This is a genomic window from Acidaminococcus sp. BV3L6, from assembly GCF_000468835.1.
Taxonomy (GTDB): domain Bacteria; phylum Bacillota; class Negativicutes; order Acidaminococcales; family Acidaminococcaceae; genus Acidaminococcus; species Acidaminococcus intestini.
In genome coordinates this window covers 52,643-71,214 of the sequence record NZ_AWUR01000031.1, presented here as the reverse complement: position 1 = coordinate 71,214, position 18,572 = coordinate 52,643, and the positions used below count along the sequence as shown (strand labels likewise).

21 protein-coding genes and 1 tRNA gene are annotated in these 18,572 nt (G+C 50.8%); 19 read left to right on the top strand and 3 right to left on the bottom strand.

The window, feature by feature from the left end:
• The first annotated feature begins 253 nt into the window (after positions 1-253).
• Both ahpC and HMPREF1246_RS05935 read left to right on the top strand, forming a co-directional pair.
• The gene (gene ahpC / locus HMPREF1246_RS05940; protein WP_009015776.1) at positions 254-817 is read left to right on the top strand and encodes an alkyl hydroperoxide reductase subunit C; all 564 of its coding nucleotides are present in this window, start codon (positions 254-256) and stop codon (positions 815-817) included.
• Positions 818-880: 63 nt separating this feature from the next.
• The gene (locus tag HMPREF1246_RS05935; protein ID WP_014128732.1) at positions 881-2,557 is read left to right on the top strand and encodes an FAD-dependent oxidoreductase; all 1,677 of its coding nucleotides are present in this window, start codon (positions 881-883) and stop codon (positions 2,555-2,557) included.
• A 112-nt stretch (positions 2,558-2,669) separates the two neighbouring features.
• On the opposite strand, the gene HMPREF1246_RS05930 is transcribed toward HMPREF1246_RS05935, so the two are convergent.
• Both HMPREF1246_RS05930 and HMPREF1246_RS05925 read right to left on the bottom strand, forming a co-directional pair.
• A tRNA-Pro gene (locus HMPREF1246_RS05930) sits at positions 2,670-2,746 on the bottom strand.
• Positions 2,747-2,776: 30 nt separating this feature from the next.
• The gene (locus HMPREF1246_RS05925; protein WP_014128731.1) at positions 2,777-4,429 is read right to left on the bottom strand and encodes a DUF4127 family protein; all 1,653 of its coding nucleotides are present in this window, start codon (positions 4,427-4,429) and stop codon (positions 2,777-2,779) included.
• Between the two features lie 71 nt (positions 4,430-4,500).
• On the opposite strand from HMPREF1246_RS05925, the gene rsmD reads away from it, so the two are divergent.
• The 5 genes from rsmD to HMPREF1246_RS05900 all read left to right on the top strand — a co-directional run bounded on the left by rsmD (position 4,501) and on the right by HMPREF1246_RS05900 (position 7,228).
• Entirely contained in the window at positions 4,501-5,058 is a 558-nt protein-coding gene (gene rsmD, locus HMPREF1246_RS05920) for a 16S rRNA (guanine(966)-N(2))-methyltransferase RsmD (protein WP_021736950.1), read from the top strand.
• A gap of 49 nt (positions 5,059-5,107) precedes the next feature.
• Positions 5,108-5,596, top strand: coding sequence for a pantetheine-phosphate adenylyltransferase (coaD, locus tag HMPREF1246_RS05915; RefSeq protein ID WP_009015772.1), 489 nt, complete (start codon positions 5,108-5,110; stop codon positions 5,594-5,596).
• 27 nt (positions 5,597-5,623) lie between these two features.
• Positions 5,624-6,172: a hypothetical protein gene (locus HMPREF1246_RS05910; protein WP_009015771.1), complete on the top strand. Its 549-nt coding sequence runs from the start codon at positions 5,624-5,626 to the stop codon at positions 6,170-6,172.
• Between the two features lie 318 nt (positions 6,173-6,490).
• Positions 6,491-6,985 carry a radical SAM protein gene (locus HMPREF1246_RS05905; RefSeq protein ID WP_231368249.1) on the top strand — a complete coding sequence of 165 codons (495 nt, stop codon included), beginning with the start codon at positions 6,491-6,493 and terminating at the stop codon, positions 6,983-6,985.
• 30 nt (positions 6,986-7,015) lie between these two features.
• A complete protein-coding gene (locus HMPREF1246_RS05900; RefSeq protein WP_014128728.1) occupies positions 7,016-7,228 on the top strand; it encodes a hypothetical protein in 213 nt (70 codons plus the stop codon).
• A gap of 83 nt (positions 7,229-7,311) precedes the next feature.
• Here the strand turns inward: HMPREF1246_RS05900 and HMPREF1246_RS05895 are convergent, their stop codons facing one another.
• Positions 7,312-8,520: a nucleotidyltransferase family protein gene (locus tag HMPREF1246_RS05895; RefSeq protein ID WP_021736964.1), complete on the bottom strand. Its 1,209-nt coding sequence runs from the start codon at positions 8,518-8,520 to the stop codon at positions 7,312-7,314.
• Positions 8,521-8,637: 117 nt separating this feature from the next.
• On the opposite strand from HMPREF1246_RS05895, the gene HMPREF1246_RS05890 reads away from it, so the two are divergent.
• The 12 genes from HMPREF1246_RS05890 to rnc all read left to right on the top strand — a co-directional run bounded on the left by HMPREF1246_RS05890 (position 8,638) and on the right by rnc (position 18,570).
• Positions 8,638-9,834, top strand: a complete 1,197-nt coding sequence (locus HMPREF1246_RS05890; protein WP_009015768.1) for an acetate/propionate family kinase — start codon at positions 8,638-8,640, stop codon at positions 9,832-9,834.
• A gap of 65 nt (positions 9,835-9,899) precedes the next feature.
• On the top strand, positions 9,900-10,403 hold the full coding sequence (locus HMPREF1246_RS05885; RefSeq protein ID WP_009015767.1) for a DUF177 domain-containing protein: 504 nt from the start codon (positions 9,900-9,902) through the stop codon (positions 10,401-10,403).
• Positions 10,404-10,427: 24 nt separating this feature from the next.
• The gene (gene rpmF / locus HMPREF1246_RS05880) at positions 10,428-10,610 is read left to right on the top strand and encodes a 50S ribosomal protein L32 (RefSeq protein WP_016459444.1); all 183 of its coding nucleotides are present in this window, start codon (positions 10,428-10,430) and stop codon (positions 10,608-10,610) included.
• Between the two features lie 348 nt (positions 10,611-10,958).
• Positions 10,959-11,549, top strand: a complete 591-nt coding sequence (gene fapR / locus HMPREF1246_RS05875; RefSeq protein ID WP_009015766.1) for a transcription factor FapR — start codon at positions 10,959-10,961, stop codon at positions 11,547-11,549.
• Positions 11,533-12,549 (top strand): phosphate acyltransferase PlsX, encoded by a 1,017-nt coding sequence (gene plsX / locus HMPREF1246_RS05870; RefSeq protein ID WP_021736951.1) that lies wholly within the window; start codon positions 11,533-11,535, stop codon positions 12,547-12,549. Before fapR ends, plsX begins: the two co-directional genes overlap by 17 nt.
• A 3-nt stretch (positions 12,550-12,552) precedes the next feature.
• On the top strand, positions 12,553-13,563 hold the full coding sequence (locus tag HMPREF1246_RS05865) for a beta-ketoacyl-ACP synthase III (RefSeq protein ID WP_021736977.1): 1,011 nt from the start codon (positions 12,553-12,555) through the stop codon (positions 13,561-13,563).
• Complete coding sequence (gene fabD, locus HMPREF1246_RS05860; protein ID WP_009015763.1) at positions 13,560-14,507, top strand: ACP S-malonyltransferase; 948 nt, start codon at positions 13,560-13,562, stop codon at positions 14,505-14,507. The genes HMPREF1246_RS05865 and fabD overlap by 4 nt, the downstream gene beginning before the upstream one ends.
• Before the next feature lies 1 nt (position 14,508).
• Positions 14,509-15,252, top strand: a complete 744-nt coding sequence (fabG, locus tag HMPREF1246_RS05855; protein ID WP_009015762.1) for a 3-oxoacyl-ACP reductase FabG — start codon at positions 14,509-14,511, stop codon at positions 15,250-15,252.
• Between the two features lie 36 nt (positions 15,253-15,288).
• A complete protein-coding gene (locus HMPREF1246_RS05850; protein ID WP_016459446.1) occupies positions 15,289-15,531 on the top strand; it encodes an acyl carrier protein in 243 nt (80 codons plus the stop codon).
• Positions 15,532-15,633: 102 nt separating this feature from the next.
• Entirely contained in the window at positions 15,634-16,587 is a 954-nt protein-coding gene (locus HMPREF1246_RS05845; protein ID WP_009015760.1) for a nitronate monooxygenase family protein, read from the top strand.
• Between the two features lie 12 nt (positions 16,588-16,599).
• Complete coding sequence (fabF, locus tag HMPREF1246_RS05840; protein ID WP_009015759.1) at positions 16,600-17,847, top strand: beta-ketoacyl-ACP synthase II; 1,248 nt, start codon at positions 16,600-16,602, stop codon at positions 17,845-17,847.
• 6 nt (positions 17,848-17,853) lie between these two features.
• Positions 17,854-18,570 (top strand): ribonuclease III, encoded by a 717-nt coding sequence (rnc, locus tag HMPREF1246_RS05835; RefSeq protein WP_009015758.1) that lies wholly within the window; start codon positions 17,854-17,856, stop codon positions 18,568-18,570.
• The last annotated feature ends 2 nt before the right edge of the window (positions 18,571-18,572 follow it).

Below are 18,572 nucleotides of genomic sequence, written 5' to 3'. Positions count from 1 at the left end.
AGGGATTTGAGTGCATATGCCTTTTTTTTATTGAAAAAAAGTAGGCGCTGAAAGGACACGCACCCAGACGGTCACGTTAGCGCCCCAAATTAAATTATAGAACCAAGAAAAGGCTTCCATCAATATCTATTATTGACAGAGAAAAAAGTATCCTGTTATACTGTGCGTAGTTAGTCAAAACTAACTTTCGCTTCCATCCATCTTTCCCAGCAAATGAAGCGGGAAATCAAGTACCAAAGGAGGATTCTACATTATGAGTCTCATCAACAAAGAAATCAGTGATTTTTCCGTCAAGGCCTTTCACCATAATGAACTCACAGACGTGAGCAAGAAAGACGTTCTTGGTAAATGGTCCCTCTTTTTCTTCTACCCGGCAGACTTTACCTTTGTTTGCCCCACGGAACTGGAAGATCTTGCTTCCAAATATGAAGCCTTTCAAAAGGCGGAATGCGAAATCTATTCCGTTTCCTGCGATACCGCGTTTGTCCATAAAGCCTGGCATGACGCATCGGAAAAGATTGCCAAGATCAAGTATCCTATGCTTGCTGACCCGACCCATGTTCTCGCCAAGGATTTTGATGTCCTTATTGAGGAAGCCGGTGTTGCTGAACGCGGTGCTTTCATCGTCAATCCTGAAGGACGCATTGTCTCTTATGAAGTGACAGCAGGTAATGTCGGGCGCAATGCCGATGAACTTTTCCGTAAGCTTCAAGCCTGCCAGTTTGTCTATGAACACGGTGATGAAGTTTGCCCGGCTAAATGGCAGCCTGGCGAAAAAACGCTGAAGCCGAGTCTTGACCTTGTGGGTCAGCTCTGATTCCTTTGTGTCCCTTTTTATAGGCCTTTGCCTTCTGTGAGCAATTCTCCCCTTTGCTGATGGATGGCGAAGGCCTTCTTTCCAAGTAAAAAGGAGCTTTCTATGATGCAAGTTGCCTCATTATATGATGTTCTTATTATTGGCGGCGGCCCTGCTGGTCTCACGGCAGCCCTTTATTTGGCACGGGCCCGCTATCGCGTCCTGGTCCTTGAAAAGGAAAAATTTGGCGGGCAGATTACCATTACGCAGCGGGTCGTCAATTATCCTGGCGTTCCCTCCATTTCGGGAATGGCCTTGGCAGAAACCATTCGCAGACAGGCCGAATCCTTTGGCGCGGAGGTTATCCTTGCCGAAGTGACCGGTCTTGAAGGAACCGGTGTGGTAAAGACTGTTCATACGGATAGGGGTGATTTCAAGGGTTTTGGAATTCTTCTTGCCACGGGTGCCCATCCGCGCCGTATCGGATTTGACGGCGAGGCCGCGTTTCAAGGCCGTGGTGTTGCCTATTGTGCGACATGCGATGGGGAATTTTTTACGGACCGTGATGTCTATGTTGTGGGCGGTGGTTTTGCTGCGGCTGAAGAAAGTGTGTTTCTTACGAAGTACGCCCGCCACGTGACAGTCCTCATCCGCGGTGATGGGTTCAAATGCGCCGCAAGCGTGGCCGAGCCGGCCCTTCACCACAATAAAATCACGATTCTGCCGCACCATGAAGTGGTCCGTGTCGAAGGAAACGGCATGGTGGAACAGCTTGTTGTCAAAAATAACGTGACTGGAAAAAAGAGGACCCTTTCCGCCCAAGACGGCGGTCCCCTCGGTGTTTTCGTCTTCGTCGGATATGAACCGGAAACCGCCCTTGTCAAAGGACTCGTCGACCTTGACCGGGAGGGATATATCGTAACGGACCGAGCCCAAAAAACAAGCCGGGACGGAATCTATGCGGCAGGTGACGTCTGCATCAAGCCCCTGCGTCAGGTTGTCACCGCTGTGGGGGATGGTGCCCTTGCGGCAACGGAACTGGAACGCTATGCAGCAAAGATGCAGAAAAAGACGGGTCTCCGTCCGCAATCACCTCACCCTGCCAAAAGTCCGGAAATAGCTGTACCCGCTTTGCACATAAAAGAAACAGATGCTGAGGAAAATCCTCTTTTTTCAGCAGATATGAAAAGGCAGATGAAGGGTCTTTTTGACCGCATGGCATCATCCTTGATCCTTGAAGTCCATGAAAACGAATCATCTGCTTCAAAGGAACTGGAAAGATATATCAAAAACCTCTGCAGCCTGACAGACAAGATTTCCTATCAAAAAGGGGCAAACAGTACGGAAGCGGCACCCTTTGTGGCCGTTCTTCGGGCAGAAGGGGAACCTACAGGCCTTCTTTATTACGGCGTTCCCGGCGGTCATGAATTTACTCCCTTCCTCTTGGGCCTTTATAATGCGGCAGGGCCTGGGCAGCCTTTATCAGAGCATGATAGAGCAGCTATCCTTGCCCTGCCAGCTCATGAAATTGATTTGATTGTATCCCTTACATGCAGGATCTGCCCTGATGTGGTGACGGTCGCCCAGCATATTGCAGCCCTTAATCCCAAAATTACGGTCCGTGTCCGTGATCTTGTCCATCATGGTCACTGGAAGGCGCGTTATCATATCATGGGCGTTCCCTGCCTTATCGTTGATGGGGGAAGGGATGTGCAGTTTGGAAAAAAGACCATGAAGGATCTCCTTGATCTCTTGGCATAAGAAAAGATCTGTTCCATCACGAAAAAAAGCTGAGGAAATGAATGTCATTTCCTCAGCTTTTAGGTAATAAAAAAGGAGCCTACCGCTCCTTTCGACCATCCAAATAAAAAGATGGTCGGGACGACAGGATTCGAACCTGCGGCCTCCTAGTCCCGAACCAGGCGCGCTACCAAACTGCGCTACGTCCCGAACAATCAACTTCTTGAGTATAATCGAAATTTATTCTTTTGTCAATTCTTTTTTCCCAAATTTTGGATGGACTGTCAAATCGATTTCAAAAGCCCGCTGCCAAGGAAACGCACTTTCAAAGGAAAGGTCCTGAAGGTAATAGGCGTCATGCTGATCCTGGTAAAAAGGTTCCTGACGCAGGGCCCAGACAAGGAGGGTCTTATAAAAGAAGAGTTCCCTTCCCAGATAATCTTGGGCGCCTGCGAGACTTTTCTCCGAAACAGGGACCTCGGGTGACCCATTTAGACCCGCAAGGACCGCCATGTGGGGCCGAATAACTTTTTGGTAGGCCCAGTCATCCAGGAAGCGGGCCGCATTGAAGGTGAGATTCTGGGCATAAAGACGGGGGAGCTCGTTTTGTGGCAGGTCATGGGCCCGCATGGAAACAATATTTCCCTGGGCAACGGCTGTACCAATGGCGTTTGATGCCGTATTCCATCCTGAATAGGCAAGAAGGCGGCCAATGGGGACCTCCTCCTTGACAAGGGTAGGAAGCAGGCACTCACCGCCCGCAAAATGCATGGATAGATCAACGAGGGCCAGGGGTTTTTCCTTCATGAGTGTCTTTACCCGGTGGGCCACGGGACGGTAATTTTCCGTGCGGTCCGTGCCGCAGTGAATGAAGAGATAATAGTCGGCTTCTTCGTCACTGGCTGTTTCAACGGCGCCAGAAAGGGCAATCTTTTCTTCGGCGATTTCCTGCAAGGTCAATGGAACAAAGGGCAAGGTGTAATCTTTCATGGCGTCCGATCCATAAAGGACCTTGACACGCGGCCGGTGTCCGCTTTCCTGAAGATAGATGCGGCTTGCAGCAAGGGCCCCAAGCTCATCTGCGCCCTGGCTTGTCATGATGGGCGGGTGGACATCGTAATTTTTTACATAACTTTTGACATTGAGCCGATTGTAATTGGGCAGCCCAAAGGGATGGGCATCATCCTGCCCAATCACAAGATCCGTGACAGGATGCTTGGTGGAAAAGTCGATGAGCATCTGGTTAAATGTGTCATTATCCCGATAGAGTGTCATATATTTCCATTTGAGATCCATAGGGATTTCTTTCTTGACGCTTTCATAAAGGGGTTCATCATAGGGCAGGCCGCGGATCTTTTTATCCATATTGACGGCCCAGGTCATAAGATGCCATTGGTACCATCGGTCGGGAAGGACTTGATCACTGATGAGCAGGCGGGGAATGACCGTGAAAAGGGAATATTCCTTTTGAGGATTCTTCTCCATGAGCGCTTCCAGGCGATCGAAAAATTGTGCTGTTGAAGCGGCATCGGCAGGGACAAGGCGGGAATGCAGGAGCCCGCCAAATAAAAGCAGGTCAGTAGATAGGAGGGCACCCCTGCGCCCAGGAAGATCCTTTTCAACATAGTCCCAGACCTGGGGAATATGGGCCGGCACTTCATACCAGTCCATCAGTTCATGGGGCGGTGCTGCAAAGTGGATGCCGGCAAGGGCCCCCAGTTCTTCCGTGAAGCGGCGGCACGGGGGCCGGTCATCAAGGGGAACAAAGGTCCAAGATTCAGAAATTGGCACCGGGGCCGGAGAAAAGGGCACGCCTTTTGGGGCCAAGGTGTGGTACAATACACATACTGCCGCTGCGGCGGCCCCACATAGGTAAAGGGGTCCTTTCTTCATGGCTGAGCTCCTTTCTTTTGACAATCAAATGAGTTTGCTATTTATTATATACGATGGGAGGCAATTTGTGTATGCGAATCATTACGGGACGGGCCCGAGGTATGAAACTGCTTCCACCCAAGGATTATGCCGTACGGCCCACGAGTGACCGTGTCAAGGAAGCACTCTTCAATATCATCAAGGACCGTATTGCCGGCGCTGTGGTTCTGGATGCCTTTGGCGGCACGGGAAACTTAGCGCTGGAAGCGTGGAGCAGGGGGGCAAGGAAAGTCGTCCTCTTTGATAAGAACCGCGAAAGCCTGCGGCTCATTCGTTTTAATGTAGAAAAGGCAAAGGCAGGGGCTGACGCCATTATCCGTCATACCGATGCCATCAAGGGCATTGCCGACGCCAAGGGTAATGGGGAAATCTATGATCTTGTTTTTTCCGACCCCCCTTATGATAAAGGACTCAATGAGGCCCTGTACAAGGCGCTCTGCCAACACGGCATCCTTCGCGACGGCGGTCTTTTGGTTCTTGAACATTCCCTCCTTGAAGATCCCCGGGAGTATGTGAAGGCAGGGACGGAAATCAGGACCGAAAAATATGGCGATACGAAAATCTCACTAATTGAGTGGAAATCTCTATAGGGATTTGATATAATGATGGTTAGAATTCGACTGTTATGGAGGACTTTTCATGCGCAGAGCAGTCTGTCCAGGAAGTTTTGATCCTGTGACCTTGGGACACTTGGATATTTTTGAACGAGCAAGCCATATGTTTGACGAAGTCATTATCAGTGTATTCGTCAATCCCACGAAGGACAAGGCCCTTTTTCCCATGGAGGAACGGGTTGCCCTCATTGAAAAAGCGACGGCTCACCTTCCCAATGTCAGGGTGACAAGTTTTTCGGGACTCCTCAATGAGTTCTGCAGGAAAGAAGAAGCCGCGTTCATTGTCCGGGGCCTTCGGGCGTTTTCCGATTTTGAATATGAATTCCAGCGGGCGCTTTTGATGAAGAAAATCGATCACAGTATTGAGACGGTCTTCATCATGACGGACGAAAGATATTCCTGCCTCAGTTCTTCCGGTGTCCGGGAGATGCTGTATTTCGGCGGCGATATCACGGGGTTTGTTCCCCCTTCGATCAAGGATGATATCATGAAGCGCGCACGATCGGCGCAGTGAAAAAAGAAAAGGAAGGAACGGATAACTATGGAACTGGATAATATCTTAGACGAATTGGATGATGTGCTGTCTTCTGCGGGATCGATTCCTGTTTTGAACTACAAGCTTGTCAAGGCAAGCGATGTGGATATGATCCTTGAAAAACTGCGCGGGGCTGTACCTCTTGAAATCAAACGGGCCCATGACCTGTTGGAAGAGCAAAAGGATATCAAGGAAAAGGCCCACGCGGAAGCTGACCAGATCATCGAGCAGGCCCGGGCCGAAGCCGACCGGATAGTCGACCTTGCCAAAGCCGAAGCCGACCGGCTTGTCCGTCAGGAAGAAGTTGTGAAAGCGGCGGAAGATAAGGCCAACAGCATCATTGCAACGACCCAGCAGTATGACCGCGATATGCGTGCTGCCGCAGATGCCTATGCGGATAAGCTCCACAGCGAATCCATGCAGTATGCCATGGATGTTTTCAACTATCTGGAAGAAAACCTCAACAAGACCTTGACGGCAGTCCGTGATAATGGTCAGGCCCTGCGCTCGTCCTATGAGTCAGACAACCAGATTGAATCGGGCGATCGGAAATAAACAAACAAAAAAGGAACCACTGCGTTAGCGGTGGTTCCTTTTTGTTTGTTGACGAAAAGCAGGCATCGATTATTATAAATTGCTTGAACGTGCACATTAATAAGATATGCTCGTGATGAATGAGGCTGTCCAGGCCTTATTCCGCTGGAAAGGAGCCATCAAGCACGATACAGAGCCCGTTTATCGACCATCTTATGAAGCTGGAGTGCTCCTCAATGAAGCAACGATTGGCTACAGTCATCATGCCAATCGTTCTGCTCCGCGTAGCGGGGACAGCCTTTTTCCGCCGTCTTTTTGTCCCAGATCCAGGAAGATCTCTTGGAGGTACGATCCTATTATGGGAACGGGGTCAAACAGATTATTCTTGTAACCGGAGATGCTTTTGCCTTGCCTACCAGGGACCTTAAGGGCATAGGAAAACTGATTGCTTCTATTTTCCCTCGTATCGATACCATTTCCATGTATGCTTCTATCAGGAACATCAAGGACAAGACCGATGAAGAGCTTCTGGCGCTCCGTGCTCTGAAGCTGAATGATTTCAACATTGGGGTTGACTCTGGCAGTGAGGCTGCCCTTGCTTTTTTTAATGAAGGCTTTCCCCTACATGAGGCAAAAGAGCAGCTTTTGCGCTTAAAACGTCTCGGCTGCTGCTATAGCATCAATTTGATGCTGGGGGCAGGCGACAGGGGAAAGGGACTGGAAAGTGCCAGAGCTAACGCTCTTTTAGCGAACTTGGTCCAGTCGCGGCTGATTTTTGGCTCACCCCTTCATGTTGATCGGGGCAGTGCCTTGGGGCGCCTTATCCAGGCGTGACAGTTTGCCGAAAACATCCTTGGCGAACAGATGGAAGAAAAGCTTGCCTTTTTGAAAGCACTGAATCTTCAGGATATAGAATTTTTTGGCCTCCATATGTCAAATGTCCTTCCCATAAATAGGCAGTATCCCCGCGATGAAAAGGTACTTGTAAGGGAGCTCGATGGGCATTATGCCGCTTTCCCAGAAACCCTGAAGCAGGCGCATCCTGAACGGGGACGGGAAGGCCGCGTTCTATTGTAACCCCTTATTAGCAGGCTGCAGAAAATCACCGTGACAAAGGTTAGCCCTTATATCACGGTGATGGACTTTTAACAAGGATACGGTCAGTCCTTGATGGGAGCCTCTTTATAGTCACGGCCGGTAGCGGTCCCTGTTGCCACAAGTTCCCAGAGTGAAGTGGCCGCAAGGTCAAGCTCGAGTTTCCGCCTTGCTTCTTCGTTAAGGTGCCGGGCGGTATCTTTATTGACGAGCGAAAAAAGAGGGCGCGTTGCTGTTTCTTTCATCAGATGGAGAAGCTCTTTGCCTCGCTTTGAAAAAGCAAGGACACGCAGATAAGGGGCCTCGTCACTAAGCCCTGTGAAGGCCTTTGTTTCACCGGTACAAAGCAGCTGGAGCATGAGCCGCCGGATACGGGAACGGGAATAGCGTCTGCCGCTGCAGGCTGCCGCGATGGCGTCAAAGGAACCTTTTCGGCGGGCTTTTATAAGGGCTCTTTCAAGGCCTTCAGTGGCTTCAATATGGCGGGAAAGATGCTCGGCATCGGTGCTTTCAAGGGCGTAAGCCATCAATAGATCAAGGCGCTGCTTATGGAAAAGGGGAGAGGGGAGGGAGGCCAGATGGGCCTCTTCCTCTTTAGCCTGGATCCCCATGGCTGCAAAAACGGTAGCTGAGGGTCCTTCTTCCTCAAGAAAATGACGCAGGGCAGCCGCGCTTGCCGCTTTTTCCGTAAGACTTTCTTCATTATAGGGAGTTCCCTCTCTCAGGATGGGAAGAAGTGCGGCCGAGGGGAAGACCTGCCTTGCCATTTTTGCATAGCTAAGGGCAAGAAGGTTGTTGGAGCCCTTAAAAAAAGAGGCGTAAGCGGGGTCTTTTTTTGTGTAGGCTAGGGCCATGCTCTCAGCATAGGAAGTTCCTGCTTTCAGGGCCCTTTCAAAAGCTTCGTGGTCCGGGGGTTCAGCAGCCAGCATGGTTAGTTTTGCTCGATCCGGATCTTCCATGCCAAAAGAAATATGGGTGACGAGGCCTGTGTGGCGCATGATCGAAAGGGCTCCGGCGGCAAAATGATCAGCTGAGCGCAGGACGCTTGCGGCGGGAAGTTCCAGAACGAGGTCGACCCCGCCCCGCAGGGCAAGTCGGGCCCGTTCCCATTTATCCCATAGGGCCAGTTCCCCACGCTGGGTGACGGAGCCGCTCATGACGGCAATGATGGGAACGTTACCCAAGGTCTTACGAATCACGTTGATTTGGTGGGCGTGCCCCTTGTGAAAGGGGTTGTATTCAGCCGTTATGGCGGCGACCGTTTGTAGTTCCATAAAATTCCTTCCTCAAATCGTTTTACAAGACGTCAATTCTTTGATATATTATTATAGTGCTGATTCAATCAGAAAAGAAACTGGTTTTTTGACCAGCAACAATCAGGAGGCTAGGGAATGAAGATTTTTGTTGTTAACTGTGGCAGTTCTTCCATTAAGTATCAGCTGATCAACATGGAAGATGAATCCGTCATCGCCAAAGGCCTGGTAGAACGTATCGGTATCGATGGTTCTGTCCTGACCCACACGCCGGCAGGCAAGGATAAGGTTCGCATGGAAAGCGAGATCCCCGATCATGTAGATGGGATCAAGAAAGTCCTTGCTGCCCTTGTTGACCCCAACCATGGTGTCATCAAATCCATGGATGAAATCGATGCCGTTGGTCACCGTGTTGTCCATGGCGGCGAAGTGTTCAGTGAATCCGTTCTCGTTACGGAAGAAAACCTGAAGCAGATTGAAGCCCTGAGTGACATGGCTCCGCTTCATCAGCCGCCTAATGTTGCTGGTATCCGCGCTTGCCAGAAACTGATGCCGAACACCCCGCAAGTGGCTGTCTTTGATACGGCTTTCCATCAGACCATGCCTCCTGTGGCCTTCATGTACGGCGTCAAATATGAAGAATACAAAAAGTACGGAATCCGTAAATACGGCTTCCATGGTACGAGCCATCGCTATGTAGCTGCCTGTGCCGCTGAGCTTCTCGGCAAGAAACCGGAAGATACCAAGATCATTACTTGCCATTTGGGCAATGGGTCTTCCATCACCGCTGTTGATGGCGGCAAATCCGTGGATACGTCCATGGGCTTCACGCCTCTTGATGGGGTCCTCATGGGCACCCGCTGCGGCTCCATCGATCCGGCAATCGTTCCGATCTTGATGCAGAAAAAGGGTCTGGACAATGCAGGAATGGACAAATATATGAACAAGGAATGCGGCGTTCTTGGCATCTCCGGCATTTCCAGCGACTTCCGTGACCTCGAAGATGCGGCCAATAAAGGGGACGAAAAAGCACAGCTTGCCCTTGACATGTTCTGCTATCAAGTCAAACGCTACATTGGTGCCTATGCAGCTGCCATGGGTGGCGTTGATGCCATTGTCTTCACGGCTGGCGTCGGCGAAAACGATATCGGAACCCGTGCCAAGGTCTGCAAAGGGCTTGAATTCCTCGGTGTTGAACTCGACGCTGAACGCAACAATGTTCGCGGCAAGGTTACGGAAATCAGCAAGGCTGACAGCAAAGTCAAAGTCTTCCTGATTCCGACGAACGAAGAACTCGTCATCGCTCGCGATACGAACCGCCTTTGCGGTAAATAAGGAATTCCCTCCTTTGTATTGACAAAGAAAGGGGACACCGTTATAATAAAGCGGTTGATACTATTATGATAAAGATCAATGTAGCAGAAATCAAAAAGCAGCTTATAGGTTCGGCATCCTATCATTATGAACTGGATCCGGAAGCCCTTGACCTCACGGAAGACGATGTTTCCCTTGAGGGTCAGGTGGTGGCGGACTTCACGCTCCATAATGGGGGAGAGTTGATCCTTCTTGATGGAAGCCTTCACTTTTCTGTCAAAGGAGAATGTGGACGCTGTCTCAAACCTTTGGTGCAGCCCCTGGTTTCCACTTTGGAAGAACGGTACTATCCGGAAGGAACGGAGAACCTTCCCGATGATGCTTTCACTTATAAGTTTGATGTGGTTGATGTTACGGATGCTTTGAGGGAGTCCCTTCTGCTGACTGTTCCTGCACGTATGCTGTGCAAACCGGACTGCAAGGGAATCTGTCCGGTCTGTGGAGCTGATAGGAACGTGGCACCATGCAATTGTGACACAAGAACCATCGATCCTCGATTACAGGCTCTCGAGGCATTGTTAGAGAAATAGGTTGAGTTTAGGAGGTGTTTCGTAATGGCAGTACCAAAGAGAAAAATGTCTAAAGCTCGTCGCGATTCCCGTCGCGCTAATTGGAAACTGACTGCTCCTGGCTTGGTTGAATGTCCGCAATGCCATGAGCAGATGCGTCCTCACCATGTATGCCCTGAATGCGGTTACTACGATGGTAAGGAAGTCGTCAAGACCGAAGAGGAATAAGACATCAAGAAAAAAAGGCCATCGCTTTTGGGCGGTGGCCTTTTTTCCGTTTCAGCCTGATCCTGGAGCGCAGGAAGAGTCACTGCCTATTCTTGAGTGCCTTTTGTACAGGATCTTCATAGGCTTTTTGCTCAGCGCAGGATCGTTTGGGGTAGAGCAGTGTCTTTGATGCCAAGCGCTTTTCGGGTAGGTTTTCCTCGTTTTGACGGCAGCACTTTCCAGAGGGGAATGTCACCGTTCTTTCACCTTTTATAGGCCCTTTTTACTTGCTTTTTAGGCTCGTTATCTTTATAATGAGTGTAGCTGTTATGACTAGGTACTAAAAGTAGGTGTAAAGTAGGTGATGGAATGGGCTCAGCGCAAAGTAAAAAGGTGCGTCAGCAGCGCCTCGAAGCTGCTCTTATCAAGAATCCTTTCCTGACTGATGCCCACCTGGCAGAACAGTTTGAGGTCAGTATCCAGACCATTCGGCTCGATCGGCTGGCCCTTGGGATCCCAGAACTTCGGGAACGGACGCGCCATATGGCGGAAAATGCCCAGAAGAAGCTCCAGGCGATTACCAGTGAAGACATTGTGGGTGAACTCATTGACCTTGAAATTGGGGTGAGCGGCATTTCCATGATGACCGTCAATAAGGAAATGGTCCTGCAAAAAACCGGTGTATGCCGGGGGCAATATATGTTTGCCCAGGCCAATTCCCTGGCTTTGGCCGTTATTGACGCACCGGCAGCCCTGACGGGCGTGGCCAATGTAAAATACAAGATTCCTGTTCTCAGCGGTGCCGTCCTTGTGGCGCGGGCCGAGGTTGTGAGAAAGCAGGAAGACAAATATACCATCTGGGTCAAGATCAGAAACAATCGGAAAGAGGTCTTTCGGGCCAAATTCCTGATTGTTTCCTTACCTGAAGAGAGGAACCAAGAAAATGAAAATCGCAGTTGATGTCATGGGAACCGATTACGGTCCTGCTGAAATCATTAAAGGCGTCCTTCAGGCTGTCAAGGAATATGGCTGCGATGCCGTCCTTGTCGGTGACGAGGACGTCATTAAGGCGGAACTTCGCAGGGAACACGAGGAAACCAATCCCCATGTGACCATCCACCATGCCAGTGAGGTCATTGAAATGAAGGATCACCCTGGCATCAGCGTCAAAAAGAAGCGGGATGCTTCCATCGTTGTTGCAACCGATCTTTTGCGCCAAAAAGAATGTGATGCCCTTGTTTCTTCGGGAAGTACAGGGGCAGCTGTTGCTTCTGCCCTGTTCGGCTTGGGCCGTATCAAGGGCATTGAACGGCCGGCTATTGCAACGGTTATTCCAAGTCTCACAGGGGCAACGGTCCTGTTGGATTCTGGTGCCAAGGTGGACGCAAAACCGGAGCAGCTTGTCCAAAGTGCCATCATGGGATCGGTTTATGCTGAATCCCAGCTTGGTATCAAAAATCCCCGGGTCGGACTCCTTAATATTGGGGAGGAAGAGACCAAGGGAAATGAGCAGTGCCTTGCAACGTATCCACTTCTTAAGGCCAATCCCCATATCCATTTCATCGGGAATGTGGAAGGCCGGGACATCAATAAAGGAACCGTCGATGTTGTTGTCTGCGACGGTTTTACGGGAAACGTTGTCTTAAAGACCATGGAGGGGCTTGGATCTGCTGTCTTGGAAATCATTCGTTCCGCAGTTAAAGGCAGCGGTTTCCTTTCCAAGCTTGGGGCCCTTCTTATGAAACCTGCCCTGACGGAAGTGAAGCGGAAAATGGATGCCTCCGAATATGGCGGTGCCCTGCTTCTTGGCGTACGTGCCCCCTTCATCATCTGCCATGGCAGTTCCAAAGCAAAAGCCATCAAGAACGCCGTGAGGGTAGCCATTGAACTGACAGAAAAGGATATTGTCGGAAAAATTGGCAGGGAAATCCTCCGGGACGAAGAAAGTGGGGAATTATAACTTATGTCACGAATCAGTGTGGGTTTTTGGGGGATGGGTTCCTATGTCCCTGAAAAAATCATGACAAACTATGACCTGGAAAAATTGGTTGATACGAGCAATGAATGGATCGTGGAACGCACGGGTATCCGGCAGCGCCATATTGCCGCTCCGGAACAGGCAACCAGTGATCTTGCCTTTATCGCTGCCCAGCGCGCGCTGGATGATGCCAACTTGAAAGCGGAAGACTTGGACCTTATTGTAGTTGCTTCCGAGTCACCGGACATGAAGTTTCCTTCTGTGGCCTGCATGCTGCAGGACCGGTTGGGAGCCAGCCATGCCGCGGCCTTTGACCTGGGCGCGGGGTGCACGGGATTTGCCTATGCCTGCGGGATTGTCAGTCAGACCATTGCCTCCGGCCTTTATAAGCATGTGCTTGTTGTAGGGGCAGAAACCCTTTCCCGGATCCTTGACTTTACGGACCGCAATACGTGCATCCTCTTTGGTGATGGCGCCGGTGCGGCTATTCTGGGACCGGTAGAAGACGGTTACGGCATCCTTTCCGTAGATCTTGGAGCCGACGGCTCCAGTGGAAAATACCTGAATATGCCCGGCGGGGGATCGCGCCATCCAGCAAGCCACGAAACGGTGGATCACCATGAACACTTCATCCACATGAATGGAAAAGAAGTCTTTAAATTCGCTGTTCGCGTCCTCGGCCGCAGTGTCATGAAAGCCTTGGACAAAATTGGCATGACGAAAAATGATATCGACCTTCTGGTGCCGCACCAGGCCAACGTACGGATCATTGATTCTGCGGCCAAACGGCTTGACCTTCCGCTTAATAAAGTCATGGTCAACGTCGATCAGTATGCCAATACATCCGCCGCGTCCATTCCAATTGCCCTGTGTGACGCCCGTGACCAAGGCCGCTTGAAACGGGATGAAATTGTTGTCCTTGTCGGCTTTGGGGCTGGGCTCACGTATGGATCCCTTGTCATCAAATGGCAGAAAACAGAGGAGGCCAAAAAATGAGTAAGATTGCGTTCATGTTCCCTGGTCAGGGTTCCCAGAAAGTAGGGATGATGAAAGACCTTTATGATAATTACAGTGTCGTAAAGGACGTTTTCAAGGAAGCTGACGAAGCCCTTGGCTTTTCCATGACGGACCTTTGCTTCAAAGGCCCGGAAGAACAGCTGCGCCTGACCTATAATACACAGCCTGCAATTTTGACGTGCAGTGTCGCTGCGATGAAAGTCCTGGAAGAAAATGAAATTATTCCCTCCGTTGTAGCCGGTCATTCCTTGGGTGAATATTCTGCCCTTGTCTGTGCCGGTGCCATGAGCTTTGCCGATGCGGTCCGCACGGTCCGCAAGAGAGGCCAGTTCATGCAGGAAGCCGTCCCCGTTGGGGAAGGTGCCATGGCTGCCATCATTGGCCTTGATACAGATAAAATCAAGGAAATCTGTGCAGAAACGGCAAACATGACGAATCAGTGTGTCCAGGCAGTCAACTTCAACTGCCCTGGCCAGATTGTCATCGCTGGTGCGACGGAAGCTGTCCATAAAGCCTGTGACAGGCTGAAGGAAGCCGGTGCCAAACGCGCCATCCTCCTTCCTGTCAGTGCTCCCTTCCACAGCACGCTCATGCAGCCTGCTGCAGATCGTCTGAAGGAAGTCCTTGACAGCGTAGAGATCGTGGATGCCAAGATTCCCGTGGTGGCAAACGTCAATGCCAAGCCGGAAACAAAGGCGGATGAAATCCGCTCCCAGCTCGTCCTGCAGGCCGCAAGCCCTGTATTATGGGAAGATTCGGTCCGCCGTATGATGAATGACGGCGTCGATACCTTTGTGGAAGTTGGCCCTGGCAAAGTCCTCTGCGGCTTCATCAAGAAAGTGGACCGTTCCTATGCACCGCTCAATGTGGAAGACATGGAATCTTTGGAAAAATCGCTTGCTTATTTAAAGGAGGTTCGATAAAATGACGTTATTCGGCAAGGTAGCGCTTGTAACCGGCGGTTCTCGCGGCATTGGCCGTGCCATTGTCCTGACGCTGGCAAAAGCAGGGGCTGACGTGGCCATCAATTATGCCGGCAATACAGCCGCCGCTGAAGAAACCGCAGAAGCTGTCAAGGCAATGGGCCGCAAGGCCATTGTCCTTAAAGGGGATGTTGCCGATACAGCTGTCTGCGAAGACATGATCAAGCAGGCAGTCGCTGAATTGGGACGCCTCGATATCCTTGTCAACAACGCCGGAATCACCCGTGATGGGCTTCTGATGCGTATGAAGGAAGAAGATTGGGATGCCGTTATTGCAACGAATCTCAAGAGCATGTATAACTGTTCCAAAGCCGTTATGCGCACCATGATGAAGCAAAAGGCAGGCCGAATCATCAATATGGCCTCCGTGGTGGGCGAGACGGGCAATGCCGGTCAGGCCAACTATGCCGCTGCCAAAGCGGGCGTCATTGGCTTTACCAAGGCTCTTGCCAAGGAAGTGAGTTCTCGCGGCATTACAGCAAACGTCATTGCACCGGGCTTTATTGCTACGGACATGACGAAAGTCCTCGGAGAGTCCGTTCAGGAGGAAATGCTCAAGACCATTCCTCTGGGACGCCCTGGGGATCCGCAAGATGTTGCCAATGCAGTCTTATTCTTCGCCAGCGAAGAAGCTGCTTATATAACCGGCCAAGTTTTAAATGTGGACGGTGGCATGGTAATGTAGTATGATTGTATGAAGAAGGGGAAGGAGGTGAAAGGTATGAGCGAACAGAGCACTTTCGAAAAAGTAAAGGCAATCACCGTTGACCAGCTGAGCGTTGCTCCGGAAGACGTAAAGATGGACTCTACTTTCATCGATGACTTGGGAGCTGACTCTCTCGACATTGTTGAGCTGATCATGGCATTTGAAGAGGAATTCAACACGGAAATCCCCGATGATGTTGCTGAAAAGATCCGCACCGTAAGAGATGCAGTAGAACTCCTGGATAAAGCTGACAAATAATCGGATATCCATCCAGTCGGAAGGTCCCTTTTCGGGACTTTCCGAGCTTTATCCTATTTTTTATTGATTTGATTTCCATGATCCTGAAATGGGGGATTTTAGTTGAAATTGCCAGAACTGAAGATTGGTGAAAAAGTTGCCACTGTGCCGATTGTGCAGGGTGGTATGGCGATCCGTCTTTCAACGGCCCGCCTGGCAGCTTCAGTAGCCAATGAAGGCGGTGTAGGCCTCATTGCTGCTTCCGGCCTGCCGTTTGATGAACTGCGCAAAGAAATCCGCCTTGCCCGGAAACTTTCCAATGGCAAGGGTATGATTGGCATCAATGCTATGGTAGCCGCTCGTGAATTCAAGGGGCTCATTACTACGGCAGCACAGGAAAAAGTCGATTTGATAGTGGCCGGCGCCGGCTTTTCCCGAGATATGTTTTCCGTCGGCAAGGAATATGGGGTTCCCATTGTTCCAATTGTTTCCTATGCCAAACTTGCGAAAATTGCTGAACGCTTGGGCGCTTCCGCTATTGTTGTGGAAGGAACAGAGGCCGGTGGCCATCTGGGGACCCAACGTTCGATTAAAGATATTCTGCCGGAAATCCTTTCGGTTGTTAAGATCCCGGTCATTGCGGCCGGCGGCGCCATCACGGGCAGTGATGTAGCCGATCTCCTTCATATGGGTGCCAGCGGCGTCCAGATGGGGAGCCGTTTTGCTGCGAGCGAGGAATCCAATGGAGCACCTCAGCTTAAGGAATTTTACTTGAAGATGACGAAAGATGATGTGATCCAGATTGATAGTCCCGTGGGATTCAAGGGTCGCGCCGTCCTCAGTCCGTTTTCCAAGGCTGCCTTGGAAGGGCATCCGCCAAAGCCGCTTACTTGTGACAGCTGCCTCAAGCACTGTTCTCGAAGCTTCTGCATCATCAAGGCCCTGACACGGGCCCAGCAGGGAGATCTTGAAACAGGTCTCGTCTTTACGGGCGCCAATATGTGGAAAATCAAGGAAATATTACCTGTTCATGAAATTTTCAGGAGACTGAAAGAAGAATTAAGCAAATCTTACTAAGAGGTGATCCCTTTGAAACGAAGAGTCGTCGTAACAGGCGTCAGTGCCATTACCCCGATTGGTATCGGTAAAGACGAATTTTGGAAGAACCTGACGGCAGGTAAAAGCGGTATTGGCCGCATTACCCTGTTTGATCCGTCCCGTCTGAACTGTCAGATTGCTGGGGAAGTCAAGGACTTTGATTTCGGTCAGTATGGGGATAAGAAAGAAGCCAAGCGGATGGACCGCGTGACCCAGTTTGCCGTAGCCTGCGGCAACATGGCATTTGCTGATTCAGGGCTCAAGCTCGAGGACGAAAATCCCAAGCGCATCGGTGTCTGCGTTGGCTCCGGTATCGGCGGTATGCAGACTTTTGTTGATGTGGCCATGAAGTACGCTGAAAAGGGTCCAAGCCGCATCAGTCCTTTCTTCATCCCGATGGAAATCCCCAATATGCCGGCCGCCCAGATTGCCATTGCCCTTGGCCTTAAAGGACCGAATACGGCCATCGTTACGGCTTGCGCAACAGGGACCAACTGCATTGGTGATGCCCTGCGCACCATTCAATACGGTGATGCCGATGTCATGCTTGCCGGGGGCAGTGAGGCTGCCATTACTGAAATGGCCATCGCTGGCTTTGATAACATGAAGGCATTGTCCCGCAATAATGAGGAACCGGAAAAGGCATCTTGCCCCTTTGATAAAAAAAGAAGCGGTTTTGTTATGGGCGAAGGCGCGGGTGTCATTGTCCTTGAAGAATTGGAACACGCCAAAAAACGCGGTGCCCATATCTATGCCGAAGTCATCGGCTACGGCTATAACAGTGATGCCTATCACATCACGGCTCCGGATCCGAGCGGGGAGATGCCGGCAGAATGCATGCTTGCTGCCATTTCTGACGGCGGAATCACGCCGGACGATGTCAGCTATGTCAATGCCCATGGGACATCGACCCATCGCAATGACCTTAATGAAACGCTGGCCTGCAAAAAGATTTTTGGGGACCGTGCCAAACAGGTGCCCATCAGCTCCAATAAATCCATGACGGGTCATCTGCTTGGGGCTGCCGGCGGCATGGAAGCCGTTGCTTCCGTCCTCACTATTGAAACCGGCATCATTCCTCCGACCATCAATTACGAAGATCCGGATACAGAAGATGAAATGGATCTTGACTACGTCCCCAATGTTGCCCGCAAGGCAGATGTGGACGTTGTCCTTTCCAATAATTTCGGCTTTGGCGGCCATAATGCCTGTGTCGCCTTCCGGAAATACAAGGACTGACCTTACATGCGCAAGGAACGTAAAGAGGCCCTGGAAAGCTTCCTTGTCCGTCTGGGCGTCACGATGCAGGATCTGTCCCTCATGGATACGGCCCTGACCCATTCTTCCTATGCCTATGAGTGCAAGGAAAAAGTGGTTCCGGAGTTCAACCAGCGCCTTGAGTTTTTGGGTGATTCCGTTCTCAGCCTTGTTGTCAGTACCCATCTGTACCTTGCCTACCCGGAGATGGATGAAGGAGCGCTTTCCAAGTTTAGGGCATTCCTTGTTTGCGAAGAGACCTTGGCGGAACTGGCTCAAGACCTTGCCATTGGAGACTATCTCCTCCTTGGCCGAGGGGAATGTCACATGGGTGGCCGTTACAATCCTTCCATCCTGGCAGATGCCTTTGAATCCGTTATGGGAGCGTACTACCTTGATGCAGGATATGAAAAGGTGAGGGATCTCCTTACAAGGGTCCTCATCGACAAGATCCCGGAACTGACCGCGGATGGGATCGATCGGGACTATAAGACCCGCTTCCAGGAACTCATCCAGGCACAAGGACAGACGGATATCCATTATGAAGAAGCGGGCTTTGACGGACCGCCCCATAACCGGACCTTTTTTATGAAGGTCATTGTAGGGGAAAAAACCTACGGAACCGGTTCGGGAAGGACGAAGAAGCTTGCTGAGCAGCGCGCTGCCCGTGAGGCACTGCGCCTAGTAAAGAAAAAGCAGGGGTGACC